The following is an 11,857-nucleotide window of genomic DNA, read 5'->3' as shown; positions in this document are numbered from 1 at the left end:
GGCGGGGGTGCGTCGTGAAGGGATGGATTTCGGTCGAATCTCGCTACTCGGCGACCCCGGAGAGCGCGAGCACCTTGTCGATGCGCACCCTGACCAGCAGCTCGCCCGGCACGCCGTTGCGGGCGCCGTACTCCTCGGCCCGGTCCTCGCCCATGTAACGGGCGGCGATCCGGGTGGCCCAGTCGCGGACCTGCCCCAGATCGTCGATCAGCTCGGCGCGCCCCCGCAGGGTGACGAAGGCGAACGGCGGCCTGTCGTCGTCCACGCAGATGGTGAGCCGACCGTCCCGGGCCAAGTTACGTCCCTTGACCGTCTCCTGACCTGTGTTGAAGACGAGGTCGTCACCGTCGAGCAGGAACCACACGGGGGCAAGGTGCGGACTTCCGTCGGCCCGCACGGTCGCCAGCTTCGCGGTGCGGGTGCCCTCCGTGACGAACTTCTGCCACTGATCCTTGGTCATGTTCTGTGCCATGTCCCCATCCTGCGTCAATCAGCGCACAAGCGTGAGGTGCCGGGCGGGGTGGGTTGCCCAGACGGCGGCAGTGAGAAAGGCTGGCACGCAGCTGAAGGGGAATCGGGGAGGAATCGGATATGGCAGTGAACAAGGGGCTCGACTGGTTACTGGACGACCTGACCGAGCGGATCGCGGAGATACGGCATGCGCTGGTGCTGTCCAACGACGGGCTGGTGACGGGGGCGAGTTCCACGCTGGTGCGCCAGGACGCCGAGCACCTGGCCGCGGTGGCCTCCGGGCTGCACAGCCTCGCCAAGGGGTCCGGGCACCACTTCCGGACGGGCCGGGTGCGGCAGACGATGGTCGAATTCGACGAGGGCGTCCTCTTCGTCACGGCGGCGGGGGACGGCAGCTGTCTGTGCGTGCTCACCGGGCCCGACGCGGATGTGGGGCAGGTCGCCTACGAGATGGCGCTGCTGGTCAACCGGGTGGGGGAGCACCTGGGAGTCGAGGCCAGGCAGGAGAGCGGCGCCCCCAGCTGACGCCGCGCGGAAGTTATCCACAGGCCTGACCGGGCCTCTTGCTTCGCGGCTATCGTCGTCACTGTCAGTGATTGAGGCAGTGCGGGGGAGGACGTCGCATGGCAGTGCGGGTGGATCAGGAGCTGCGGGAGAGCCAGGGGCCGTGGAGCCCGGAGTTGCTCGGCGAGCCGAGCGTACCCGGACGGGCGAGCGGGCCGGGAGACCCTGGCGGGCCGGCGGGGCCTGGCGGATCGGGCGAGAGCGTCGCGTTCGGCGCGGCGGCCCGGGCGCTGGGGCTCAACACGCGGGAGTTCGAGCTGGCCGTTCAGTTGGGGGAAGTGCGCACCGTCACCACCGGTCTGGGCCGGCGGGTGGCGTGCGAGGAGTTGAGGCGGGCGACCACCGCCGAGGGCTTCCCGGAGGCGCTCACCGCCCGTCTCCGCGTGGTTGGCACGGCAGAGAGCGCGGAGCTGCTCGGCATCACCCAGGGGCGGCTGACCCGCCTCGCGCGCGGGGGCTTCTTCGCCCCCGTCCGGTTCTATGTCAATCGCTATCGGGCCGTCGTATGGCTCTATCTGGCCTTGGACCTGACCGAGTTCGCCGTCAGGCAGCCGGAGTTGCTGAGCGGCCGCACCCCGCCGGGGCTGAGCGCCGCATTGGCCGCCGGGGATGACTGGCGGGCCGCCAAATGGCGCAGCCGAAGGATCGGCCAGCTGCTCGCCCAGACCGAGGACCCCTGGGAGCGGGCCTCGGTGCTGGCCTCGGTGCTGGGCTCCGTCGAGCTGGCCTCGGCCGTGGCCGATCCATACGAGCGGGCTCATCTGCGGGAGCTCCGCCCCGCGCTCGTGCGGATGCGTCCCGAGGCGGGCGCGATCCGGGATGTCATCGACACGGTGGTCACGGCGGACGACCCACGGGAGATCCGGCGCTATCGGGCCGCCCTCGCCTCGTCGTTGGACGACGCACGCCGGGCCCGGTCCGCTCCGCGCCCGGACGCCGACCTGGCGCCGGTGCCCGATGACCGCATCCCGGTCCCGGGCCGCCCGCGGAGCCTGTGGCAGAAGCTGATCGGCAGGCGATGAGTCACGGTGCGGCACGTCCCTGCGGGGCACACCATGGCGCGGCACACAACGGTAGGGCTCAGCCGCCGTCCGCGGCACCTTCGGCGGGCGGTAGCGGGCGGAACAACCCCTCTTGCACCACGGATACAAGGAGCCGTCCCGCACGGTCGTAGATCCGGCCGCGCGCCAGTCCCCGGCCGCCCGTGGCCACCGGCGACTCCTGCTCGTAGAGGAACCACTCATCGGTGCGGAACGGCCGGTGGAACCACATGGCGTGATCCAGCGAGGCCATGTCGAAGCCCCGCGGGCCCCACAGCGGTTCGACCGGCACCCGCACCGCGTCCAGCAGCATCATGTCGCTCGCATAGGTGAGCGCACAGGTGTGCACCAGCGGGTCGTCCCCGAGCGGCCCCACCGCGCGCATCCATACGGCGCTGCGCGGTTCCGCGCCCTTGAGCTCCTCGTCCGTCCAGCGCAGCCGCTCCACATAGCGGATGTCGAAGGGTTGCCGGCGCTCCATCCGGGCGAACGCCTCGGGGAGCGTGCCCAGATGGGCGCGGACCTCGTCGGCGAGGGTCGGCAGACCCTCCGGCCCGGGCACATCCGGCATCGGCAGCTGCTGCTCGATACCCGACTCAGGAGAATGAAAGGAGGCCGTCAGATTGAAGATCGTACGACCCTGCTGGATGGCGATGACCCGTCGGGTGGTGAAGGAGCGCCCGTCCCGGACCCGCTCCACCTGGTACACGATGGGCACGCCCGGCCGACCCGGCCGCAGGAAGTACGCGTGCAGCGAGTGCACCGGACGCTGCCCGTCGGTGGTCCGCCCGGCGGCCACCAGCGCCTGGCCCGCCACCTGCCCGCCGAACACCCGCTGCAGCGACTCATCGGGGCTGCGGCCGCGGAAGATGTCCAGCTCGATCCGTTCCAGGTCGAGCAGATCGACCAGGCGCTCGGCGGGGTTGGTCATCGGTGGTGCTCCTTCACTGAGGGGACCGGTCCGGTCCCCGGTTTGGACCGCGTCCAGGAGGCTACAGTTGCCCCACGTCGGTGACCCGGACCACCGCCCGGCCCTCCTCGTCGGAGGCGGCGAGATCGACCTCCGCCGAGATGCCCCAGTCGTGGTCGCCGTTCGGGTCGTCGAAGGTCTGCCGCACCCGCCACAGACCGTGCTCGGGGTCCTCCTCGATCCGCAGCAGTTTCGGCCCGCGGGCCTGAGCTCCGGTGCCGAGCTCCTCGTACTCCTCCCAGTAATCGTCCAGCGCCTCGGCCCAGGCGTCCTCGTCCCAGCCGGAGTCGGCGTCCATCTCCCCGAGCTCGGCGACCTTGTCCAGCGCGGCCAGTTCCACCCGGCGGAACATGGCATTGCGCACCAGCACGCGGAAGGCGCGGGCGTTGGCGGTGACCGGCCGGACCTGGTCGGCGCGCTCCTGCGCCTCCTCCGCCGACTCCTCCTCCGGGTTGGCCAGCTGCTCCCACTCGTCGAGGAGGCTGGAGTCGACCTGCCGCACCATCTCGCCGAGCCAGGCGATGATGTCCTGGAAGTCATCGGACTTCAGATCGTCCGGCACGGTGTGGTCCAGCGCCTTGAAGGCGCTGGCCAGGTACCGCAGCACAATGCCCTCGGTCCGCGCCAGGTCGTAGAACGAGGTGAACTCGGTGAAGGTCATCGCCCGCTCGTACATGTCGCGGATCACCGACTTGGGCGAGAGCGGATGGTCGCCGACCCATGGATGGCTCTTGCGGTAGAGCCCGTACGCGTGGAAGAGCAGTTCCTCCAGCGGCTTCGGGTAGGAGATGTCCTGGAGCCGCTCCATGCGCTCCTCGTACTCGACGCCGTCCGCCTTCATCGCGGCCACCGCCTCACCGCGCGCCTTGTTCTGCTGCGCCGCCAGGATCTGCCGAGGGTCGTCCAGCGTCGACTCCACGACCGAGACCATGTCCAGGGCGTAGGAGGGCGATTCGGGGTCCAGCAGCTCGAAGGCGGCCAGCGCGAAGGTGGACAGCGGCTGGTTGAGCGCGAAGTCCTGCTGCAGATCCACCGTCAGCCGGACGATCGGGGCGCCCCCGTCCTCGCCGTCGGCGCCCTGCGGCTTCACCTGCTCGACCACCCCGCCGTCCAGCAGCGAGCGGTAGATCGCGATCGCCCGGCGGATGTGCCGCAGCTGGTTCTTGCGCGGCTCGTGGTTGTCCTCCAGCAGGTGGCGCATCCCCTGGAAGGCGTTCCCGGGACGGGCGATCACCGACAGCAGCATCGCGTGGGTCACCCGGAACCGGGAGGTGAGCGGCTCGGGCTCGGAGGCGATGAGCTTCTCGAAGGTGTTCTGGCCCCAGTTGACGAAGCCCTCCGGCGCCTTCTTGCGGACCACCTTGCGGCGCTTCTTCGGATCGTCACCGGCCTTCGCGAGCGCCTTCTCGTTCTCGATGACGTGCTCGGGCGCCTGGGCCACCACAAAGCCCGCGGTGTCGAAGCCGGCCCGTCCGGCCCGGCCCGCGATCTGGTGGAACTCCCGGGCCCGCAGCGTCCGCACCCGCTGACCGTCGTACTTGGTCAGCGCGGTGAACAGGACGGTACGGATGGGCACATTGACGCCCACGCCCAGGGTGTCCGTACCGCAGATGACCTTGAGCAGCCCGGCCTGCGCCAGCTTCTCCACCAGCCGCCGGTACTTGGGCAGCATGCCCGCATGGTGCACGCCGATCCCGTGCCGGACGTAACGGGACAGGTTGCGGCCGAACTTGGTGGTGAACCGGAAATTGCCGATCAGCGACGCGATCTCGTCCTTCTCGGCGCGCGAGCACATATTGATGCTCATCAGCGCCTGGGCCCGCTCGACCGCCGCCGCCTGGGTGAAGTGCACGATGTAGACGGGCGCCTGCTGGGTCTCCAGCAGCTCGGTCAGCGTCTCGGTCAGCGGCGTCGTCCGGTACTCGTAGCTCAGCGGCACCGGCCGGGTCGCCGACCGCACGACCGCGGTGGGCCGCCCGGTGCGCCGGGTCAGATCCTCCTCGAACCGGCTCACATCACCGAGCGTCGCCGACATCAGGATGAACTGCGCCCTCGGCAGCTCCAGCAGCGGGATCTGCCATGCCCAGCCCCGGTCCGGCTCCGCATAGAAGTGGAACTCGTCCATCACCACCTGGCCGATATCGGCGTCCTTGCCGTCCCGCAGGGCGATGGACGCCAGCACCTCGGCCGTACAGCAGATGACCGGCGCGTCCGCGTTGACCGACGCGTCGCCGGTGAGCATCCCGACGTTCTCGGTGCCGAAGAGCTTGCACAGCTCGAAGAACTTCTCCGAGACCAGGGCCTTGATCGGCGCGGTGTAGAAGGTGACCTCGTCCCGGGCGAGCGCGGCGAAGTGGGCACCCGCCGCCACCAGGCTCTTGCCCGAGCCGGTCGGGGTCGAGAGGATCACATTCGCCCCGGACACCACCTCGATCAGCGCTTCCTCCTGGGCGGGGTACAGGGAGATGCCCCGCTCCTCGACCCAGGTGGAGAACGCCTCGAAAAGTGCGTCGGGGTCGGCGTCGCTCGGCAGCTGATCGATAAGAGTCACGCACCTATACTGCCTGGTTTCCCCGCCGGGACGGGAACCGGCTGTACGTGCGAAGATCGTCCGCCGCTAGGCTGTGCCGGGCCGAAGCAGTCAACTCCCGCTCGGAAGCGGGAAAGAACAGGGGCGGGGTACGACCATGATGGGACCGGCGCATTCGCTGTCCGGGGCGGCGGCCTGGCTGGGGGTGGGAGCGGCGGCCGCGGCGGCCGGCCACGCGATGCCCTGGCCGGTGCTCGTCGCCGGCGCGCTGATCTGCGCGGGAGCGGCGCTCGCCCCCGACCTCGACCACAAGGCGGCGACCATATCGCGCGCCTTCGGGCCCATATCACGGGCACTGTGCGAGGTGATCGACAAGATCTCGTACTCCGTCTACAAGTCGACCAGGAAGGCGGGCGACCCGCGCCGCTCCGGCGGCCACCGCACCCTGACCCACACCTGGGTATGGGCGGTGCTGATCGGCGGCGGAGCCTCGGCGCTCGCGATGATCGGCGGGCGCTGGGCGGTGCTGGGCATCCTCTTCGTGCATATGGTGCTGGCCGTCGAGGGCCTGCTGTGGCGGGCGGCGCGGGTCTCCAGCGATGTCCTGGTCTGGCTGCTCGGGGCGGCCAGTGCCTGGATCCTCGCCGATGTGCTGCACAAGCCCGGCAATGGCTCGGACTGGCTGTTCAGCGCACCGGGCCAGGAGTACCTCTGGCTCGGCCTGCCGATCGTGCTCGGCGCCCTGGTCCACGACATCGGGGACGCGCTCACCGTCTCCGGCTGCCCGATCCTGTGGCCCATCCCGATCGGCCGCAAGCGCTGGTACCCGATCGGCCCGCCGAAGGGGATGCGGTTCCGGGCCGGCAGCTGGGTCGAGCTGAAGGTGCTGATGCCGGTCTTCATGCTGCTCGGTGGCATGGGCGGACTGGCCGCCCTCGGCGTGATCTGAACCCCGGACGGGGCCGGGGTGACGCCGGACCGGCGCCGGGTGGCCCCGGACTGGCCCGGGGTGGTCCCGGAGGGCACCGGGGTGGCCACGCCGGGGCGCGGCCACCCTTCCCGCTACTGGTGCCAGGAGCGCCACAGCGCGGCGTACGCCCCGTCCGCCGCGACGAGTTCGTCATGGCTGCCCAGTTCGGTGATCCGGCCGCTCTCCACCACGGCGATCACATCCGCGTCATGCGCCGTGTGCAGCCGGTGGGCGATCGCGACCACGGTCCTGCCCTCCAGCACCCGGCCCAGCGACCGCTCCAGATGGCGCGCCGCCCGTGGGTCCAGCAGCGAGGTGGCCTCGTCCAGCACCAGCGTATGCGGATCGGCCAGCACCAGCCGGGCCAGTGCGATCTGCTGCGCCTGTGCGGGGGTGAGGGCGAGACCGCCCGAGCCGACCTCGGTGTCCAGGCCCTCGCCCAGCGCGCGGGCCCAGCCATCGGCGTCGACGGCGCCCAGCGCCGCCCACAGCTCCGCGTCCTCGGCGAAGGCGCGGGCCAGCAGCAGATTGTCCCGCAGCGAGCCCACGAAGACATGGTGCTCCTGGTTGACCAGGGCCACATGCTCCCGGACCCGCTCGGCCGGCATCCGCGACAGCTCCGCCCCGCCCAGGGTCACCCGGCCGGTGCGGGGGGAGTAGATCCCGGCCAGCAGCCGCCCCAGGGTGGACTTCCCCGCCCCGGACGGGCCCACCAGCGCCAGCCGCGTCCCCGGGGCCACCTTCATGGAGACCTCGTGCAGCACATCGCTGCCCTCGTGGTAGCCGAACCGCACCTCGTCCGCCCGCACCTCGCGGCCACCTGGGACCACGCCCTCGTCGGCGGGGCCCTCCTCGATCTCCCGCACCCCCACCAGCCGGGCCAGCGACACCTGGGCGACCTGCAGCTCGTCGTACCAGCGCAGGATCAGCCCGATCGGCTCGACCAGCATCTGCGACAGCAGCGCCCCGGTGGTCAGCTCGCCGATCGACATCCAGCCCCGCATCACACACAGGCCGCCGATCATCAGAACCGAACCGGTGATCAGCGTGTAGCTCACATTGATCACCGGAAAGAGCACCGAGCGCAGCCAGAGCGTATAGCGCTCCCACGCCGTCCACTGCCGGATGCGCAGCTCGGACTGGGCGATCCGCCGGTCGCCCAGCCGGTGGGCCTCGATGGTCCGCCCGGCGTCCACGCTCTCGGTGAGGGACGCGGACACCGCCGCGTATCCCGCCGCCTCCGAGCGGTAGGCGCTCGGCGCGCGGCGGAAGTACCACCGACAGCCGATCACCAGCACCGGGAGCGCCACCAGCACCGCGAGGCCCAGCGGGGGAGCGGTCAGGGTCAGCGCGCCGAGCAGCAGTACGGTCCACAGCACGCCGATGGCGAGCTGCGGCACGGCCTCGCGCATCGCGTTCGCCAGCCGGTCGATATCGGTGGTGATCCGGGACAGCAGATCCCCGGTCCCGGCCCGCTCCAGCACCCCCGGGGGCAGACCCACCGACCGTACGAGAAAGTCCTCCCGCAGATCCGCCAGCATCTGCTCGCCCAGTACCGCCCCGCGCAGCCGCACCAGCCGGACGAACACGGTCTGTACCACCAGCGCCACCGCGAACAGCGCCACGGTGCGCCCGATATGAAGGTCCTTCTCGCCCTGGGAGAGATCCTCGACCACGCCGCCGAGCAGCTGCGGGCCGACCATGGAGGCGAGCACCGCGGTCGCGTTCACGACCATCAGCACGGTGAAGGCGGCCCGGTGCCGCCGCAGCAGCTCCCGCACATAGGCCCGTACGGTGGTGGGTGTGCCGACCGGCAGCGTCGTCGCCGACTCCGGTGCGGCCGGGTCATAGGCGGGGGGTGCCACGCCGATCATGCCGACTCCTCGATCTGTTCCTCGATCCGCCCGACGTCTTCCCGCCCGATGTCTTCCCGCGCGATGCCCTCTCCCGCGATGTCCTTCCGGGCGATGTCCTCCAGACCGTGACCGGTCGGCCCGGTGGACCGCCCGGCCTCCCGCACGGCGGCCTCGCCGTCCGTCTCGCGGGTGACGACCTCGCGATAGGCGGGGTCCGTGCCCAGCAACTCACGGTGGGTGCCCACTCCCGCCGCCTCGCCGTCGGCCACGAACACCACCCGGTCGGCCCGGTCCAGCACCAGTGGGCTGGAGGTGAACACGATGGTGGTCCGGCCCGTCCGCAGCCGCCGCACCCCGTCGGCGATCCGCGCCTCGGTGTGCGAGTCCACCGCGGAGGTCGGCTCGTCCAGCACCAGCACCTCCGGATCGGTGACCAGCGAGCGGGCCAGCGCCAGCCGCTGCCGCTGGCCACCCGACAGCGAGCGACCGCGCTCGGTGATCCGGGTGCGCATGGGGTCGGCGTCACCCTCGTCGGCCGCCGACGCCTGCGCCAGCGCCTCCAGCACATCGCCGCACTGGGCCGCCTCGAGCGCCTTCTCCGCCGAGACCTCCCCGGACCTCGGCACATCCAGCAGCTCGGCGAGCGTCCCCGACAGCAGCACCGGGTCCTTGTCCTGGACCAGCACCGCCGTGCGCGCCGAGGCCAGCGCCACCTCGTCCAGGGCGACTCCGCCGAGCAGCGCCGATGGTGCCCCGCCGTGGCCCCCGTCGCCCGGGTCCCCATCGCCCGGGCCGCCGCTCACGGGATGTCCGCCGAGCCGGTCCGCCAGCCGCCCGGCCACGTCCGGGTCGCCGCAGACCACCGCGGTCAGCACCCCGCTCGGCGCCAGCATCCCGCTCACCGGGTCGTACAGATCCCCGCCGAGCGGGCCGGTGGCCTCCTGCGCTTCCGCGCGCTCGTCCCCGTCCACGGACGCTGTGGCGGCCGCGGTGTCCGTGGTGTCGGTGGTGGCCGCGGTGGCCGCGCCCTCGCCGTCCGCGGAGGAGCGCCGCAGCGCCAGCACCCGGGCCGCGCGCCGCGCGGAGGGCCGGGAGAAGGAGTACGCCATGGCGATCTCCTCGAAGTGCCGCAGCGGGAAGAGCAGAAAGGTGACCGCGCTGTAGACGGTGACCAGCTCGCCCACCTCGATCCGCCCCTCACGGGCCAGCGACGCCCCGTACCAGACCACACCGATCAGCAGCAGCCCCGGCAGCGCCACCTGTACGGCCGCGATCAGTGCCCACATCCGCGCGCTGCGCACCGCCGCGACCCGCACCTCCTGAGAGGCGTTCCGGTAGCGGCCCAGGAACAGCTCCTCGCCGCCGATGCCCCGCAGCACCCGCAGCCCGGCCACGGTGTCCGAGGCCAGCTCGGTCGCCCGGCCCGCCTTCTCCCGCTGGTCGTCGGCCCGCCGCGCCGCGCGCGGCAGCAGCGGCAGCACGGCCAGCGCCAGCGCGGGCACACCGACCGCCACCACCACTCCCAGCGCCGGCTGGTAGAGCACCAGCGCCACGCAGAGGGCGACGGTGGTGATCGCGGCCGCGGTGAAGCGGGACAGGGCCTCCACAAACCAGCCGATCTTCTCGACATCGCCCGTGGAGACGGCGACGACCTCACCGGCCGCCACCTTCCGGGTGAGCGCGGACCCCAGCTCAACCGCCTTGCGGGACAGCAGCTGCTGCACCCGTGCCGCCGCCGTGATCCAGTTGGTGACCGCCGCGCGGTGCAGCATGGCGTCCCCCAGCGCGGTGAGCACGGTGAGTCCCACCATCAGCGCCCCGGCCATCGCCAGCCGGGAGCCGGAGCGGTCCACCACCGCCTGCACACCAAAGCCGATGGCGAGCGGGAAGGACACCAGCGCGGCCATGTGCACCAGACCCCAGAGGGCCGCCTTGACCTGCCCGCCCAGCTGATTCCTGCCCAGCCAGTAGAGGAACCTCGGTCCTGACCGCACGTCGGGTCGGCCGGGATCGGGGTACGGAAGATCGCGAATGTGCATGACGTCCCAGGGTCGGGCGGGCGGCGGAGGGAGGGGAGGGCAGGAGACGTGCAAGGCTGACGTTCTCACGGTGCGGAATTCAACTGGTTTTCCCGGGACCGGCCGGAACACGCCAATCCCGCATGCCGCACTGTCCTATGGGGGTGGGACCATGGGGACATGCGAACTTCCGGCACGATGTCCATCCGCGCGGCGGCCGCGGCCGCCGCGGCCCTCGTCCTTCTCACGGCCTGTGGCGACGGCGGCGGTGGCAGCGGCGGTGACAAGGGCGCGGACCAGGGGAAACAAGCGCTGCGCAGCGGGGCGCCCACGCCGGATCCCACGCGTATCCCGGATGTGGGGGACAAGCTCCAGGCCCGGATCCCGGACCAGTCCCGTCAGGTCGTGGCGGTCTACGGCAAAGGGGTGAACTCCGGAGACGCGACCGTGGTCCTCTACACCAAGCAGGGCAAGGCATGGGAGCGGACGCGCAGTTGGACCGCGCACAACGGCAAGCGCGGCTGGACGACGAGCCATCACGAGGGCGACAAGCGCAGCCCGGTCGGGGTCTACACGCTCAGCGACGCGGGCGGTGTGCTGCCCGACCCCGGCGCCCGGCTGCCGTACACGTCGTCCGGCTCCTTCGCGGCGCCCCACTACTGGCCCAAGTCCCACTGGACGGACTTCAACTACGTCATCGCCATTGACTACAACCGCGTCAAGGGCACCTCGCCACTGGACCAGACCCGGCCAGAAGGGCAGAGCAAGGGCGGCGGCATCTGGCTGCACATGGACCATGGCAGCGGCACCTCGGGCTGTGTCAGCCTCTCCAAGTCCGGTATGGAGTATCTGCTGAAGAACCTCGACCCCAAGCTGCACCCGGTGGTGGTCATGGGGGACAAGGCACATCTGGCCGCCTGAGCGCCGCCAGGATTTTCCGGCGGTCGCCCGGATCTCAGCAGCGGTGGTCCGGGGTGCCGGACAGGGTGTCCAGCAGCTCGCCCAGCGTCTCGCGCTGCTGATCGCTGAGCGGCGCCAGGATGTCCTCCGCGGCGCCCCGGCGCGCCTCGCGCAGCGCGCGCAGCGTCGAGCGTCCGGTGTCGGTGAGCTCGACGCGCACCACCCGGCGGTTGGTCGGATCCGGTACGCGGCGCACCGAGCCATGCGCCTCCAGGGCGTCCACCAGCGTCGTCACGGCGCGCGGGACCACCTCCAGGCGCTGGGCCAGGTCCGCCATCCGTGGCGGCTGGTCGTCATGGGCGACGGTGCGCAGCAGGCGTGACTGGGCGGGGGTGATGCCCAGCGGCTCCATATAGCGCTTCTGGGCGCGGTGCAGTCTGCGGGTCAGGCGCAGCAGCTGCTCCGCGAGGAGGCCGGATGTCTCGGACGTGGGCATGATCGCAGTTTATCAGGACTGGGTTCATTGTGAGTATAGGTA

General features: G+C 71.3%; 10 protein-coding genes. 4 read left to right on the top strand and 6 right to left on the bottom strand.

Features of this window, described 5'->3' with window-relative positions:
* Positions 1 to 43 precede the first annotated feature (43 nt).
* Positions 44 to 472, bottom strand: a complete 429-nt coding sequence (locus ACMTAK_RS06245; protein ID WP_137981617.1) for a PPOX class F420-dependent oxidoreductase — start codon at positions 470 to 472, stop codon at positions 44 to 46.
* A gap of 119 nt (positions 473 to 591) precedes the next feature.
* On the opposite strand from ACMTAK_RS06245, the gene ACMTAK_RS06240 reads away from it, so the two are divergent.
* Together ACMTAK_RS06240 and ACMTAK_RS06235 are read left to right on the top strand one after the other, a co-directional pair.
* Complete coding sequence (locus tag ACMTAK_RS06240) at positions 592 to 996, top strand: roadblock/LC7 domain-containing protein (RefSeq protein WP_020865999.1); 405 nt, start codon at positions 592 to 594, stop codon at positions 994 to 996.
* 98 nt (positions 997 to 1,094) lie between these two features.
* The gene (locus ACMTAK_RS06235; RefSeq protein WP_413805230.1) at positions 1,095 to 2,057 is read left to right on the top strand and encodes a DUF6397 family protein; all 963 of its coding nucleotides are present in this window, start codon (positions 1,095 to 1,097) and stop codon (positions 2,055 to 2,057) included.
* A 58-nt stretch (positions 2,058 to 2,115) separates the two neighbouring features.
* On the opposite strand, the gene ACMTAK_RS06230 is transcribed toward ACMTAK_RS06235, so the two are convergent.
* Together ACMTAK_RS06230 and ACMTAK_RS06225 are read right to left on the bottom strand one after the other, a co-directional pair.
* Positions 2,116 to 3,006, bottom strand: a complete 891-nt coding sequence (locus ACMTAK_RS06230) for an acyl-CoA thioesterase (protein ID WP_413805229.1) — start codon at positions 3,004 to 3,006, stop codon at positions 2,116 to 2,118.
* A gap of 61 nt (positions 3,007 to 3,067) precedes the next feature.
* Complete coding sequence (locus ACMTAK_RS06225) at positions 3,068 to 5,596, bottom strand: DEAD/DEAH box helicase (protein ID WP_413805228.1); 2,529 nt, start codon at positions 5,594 to 5,596, stop codon at positions 3,068 to 3,070.
* 136 nt (positions 5,597 to 5,732) lie between these two features.
* Between ACMTAK_RS06225 and ACMTAK_RS06220 the strand changes: the two genes are divergently transcribed.
* Positions 5,733 to 6,524 carry a metal-dependent hydrolase gene (locus ACMTAK_RS06220; protein WP_413805227.1) on the top strand — a complete coding sequence of 264 codons (792 nt, stop codon included), beginning with the start codon at positions 5,733 to 5,735 and terminating at the stop codon, positions 6,522 to 6,524.
* Between the two features lie 113 nt (positions 6,525 to 6,637).
* Here the strand turns inward: ACMTAK_RS06220 and ACMTAK_RS06215 are convergent, their stop codons facing one another.
* Positions 6,638 to 8,419: an ABC transporter ATP-binding protein gene (locus ACMTAK_RS06215; RefSeq protein WP_413805226.1), complete on the bottom strand. Its 1,782-nt coding sequence runs from the start codon at positions 8,417 to 8,419 to the stop codon at positions 6,638 to 6,640.
* Positions 8,416 to 10,440 (bottom strand): ABC transporter transmembrane domain-containing protein, encoded by a 2,025-nt coding sequence (locus ACMTAK_RS06210; RefSeq protein ID WP_413805225.1) that lies wholly within the window; start codon positions 10,438 to 10,440, stop codon positions 8,416 to 8,418. Before ACMTAK_RS06210 ends, ACMTAK_RS06215 begins: the two co-directional genes overlap by 4 nt.
* Before the next feature lie 159 nt (positions 10,441 to 10,599).
* On the opposite strand from ACMTAK_RS06210, the gene ACMTAK_RS06205 reads away from it, so the two are divergent.
* Positions 10,600 to 11,340, top strand: a complete 741-nt coding sequence (locus tag ACMTAK_RS06205; protein ID WP_413805224.1) for a L,D-transpeptidase family protein — start codon at positions 10,600 to 10,602, stop codon at positions 11,338 to 11,340.
* Between the two features lie 34 nt (positions 11,341 to 11,374).
* On the opposite strand, the gene ACMTAK_RS06200 is transcribed toward ACMTAK_RS06205, so the two are convergent.
* Positions 11,375 to 11,815, bottom strand: a complete 441-nt coding sequence (locus ACMTAK_RS06200; RefSeq protein ID WP_413805223.1) for a MarR family winged helix-turn-helix transcriptional regulator — start codon at positions 11,813 to 11,815, stop codon at positions 11,375 to 11,377.
* Positions 11,816 to 11,857: the final 42 nt, after the last annotated feature.

It is taken from the genome of Streptomyces lacaronensis, assembly GCF_047337785.1.
GTDB lineage: Bacteria > Actinomycetota > Actinomycetes > Streptomycetales > Streptomycetaceae > Streptomyces > Streptomyces lycopersici.
This window is presented reverse-complemented; position numbering and strand designations above follow the sequence as displayed.

What these genes read in the sequence shown, in the direction of transcription:
- ACMTAK_RS06245 (WP_137981617.1), bottom strand. Translation starts at nt 472, where the DNA reads ATGGCACAGAACATGACCAAGGATCAGTGGCAGAAGTTCGTCACGGAG.
- ACMTAK_RS06240 (WP_020865999.1), top strand. Translation starts at nt 592, where the DNA reads ATGGCAGTGAACAAGGGGCTCGACTGGTTACTGGACGACCTGACCGAG.
- ACMTAK_RS06235 (WP_413805230.1), top strand. Translation starts at nt 1,095, where the DNA reads ATGGCAGTGCGGGTGGATCAGGAGCTGCGGGAGAGCCAGGGGCCGTGG.
- ACMTAK_RS06230 (WP_413805229.1), bottom strand. Translation starts at nt 3,006, where the DNA reads ATGACCAACCCCGCCGAGCGCCTGGTCGATCTGCTCGACCTGGAACGG.
- ACMTAK_RS06220 (WP_413805227.1), top strand. Translation starts at nt 5,733, where the DNA reads ATGATGGGACCGGCGCATTCGCTGTCCGGGGCGGCGGCCTGGCTGGGG.
- ACMTAK_RS06215 (WP_413805226.1), bottom strand. Translation starts at nt 8,419, where the DNA reads ATGATCGGCGTGGCACCCCCCGCCTATGACCCGGCCGCACCGGAGTCG.
- ACMTAK_RS06210 (WP_413805225.1), bottom strand. Translation starts at nt 10,440, where the DNA reads ATGCACATTCGCGATCTTCCGTACCCCGATCCCGGCCGACCCGACGTG.
- ACMTAK_RS06205 (WP_413805224.1), top strand. Translation starts at nt 10,600, where the DNA reads ATGCGAACTTCCGGCACGATGTCCATCCGCGCGGCGGCCGCGGCCGCC.
- ACMTAK_RS06200 (WP_413805223.1), bottom strand. Translation starts at nt 11,815, where the DNA reads ATGCCCACGTCCGAGACATCCGGCCTCCTCGCGGAGCAGCTGCTGCGC.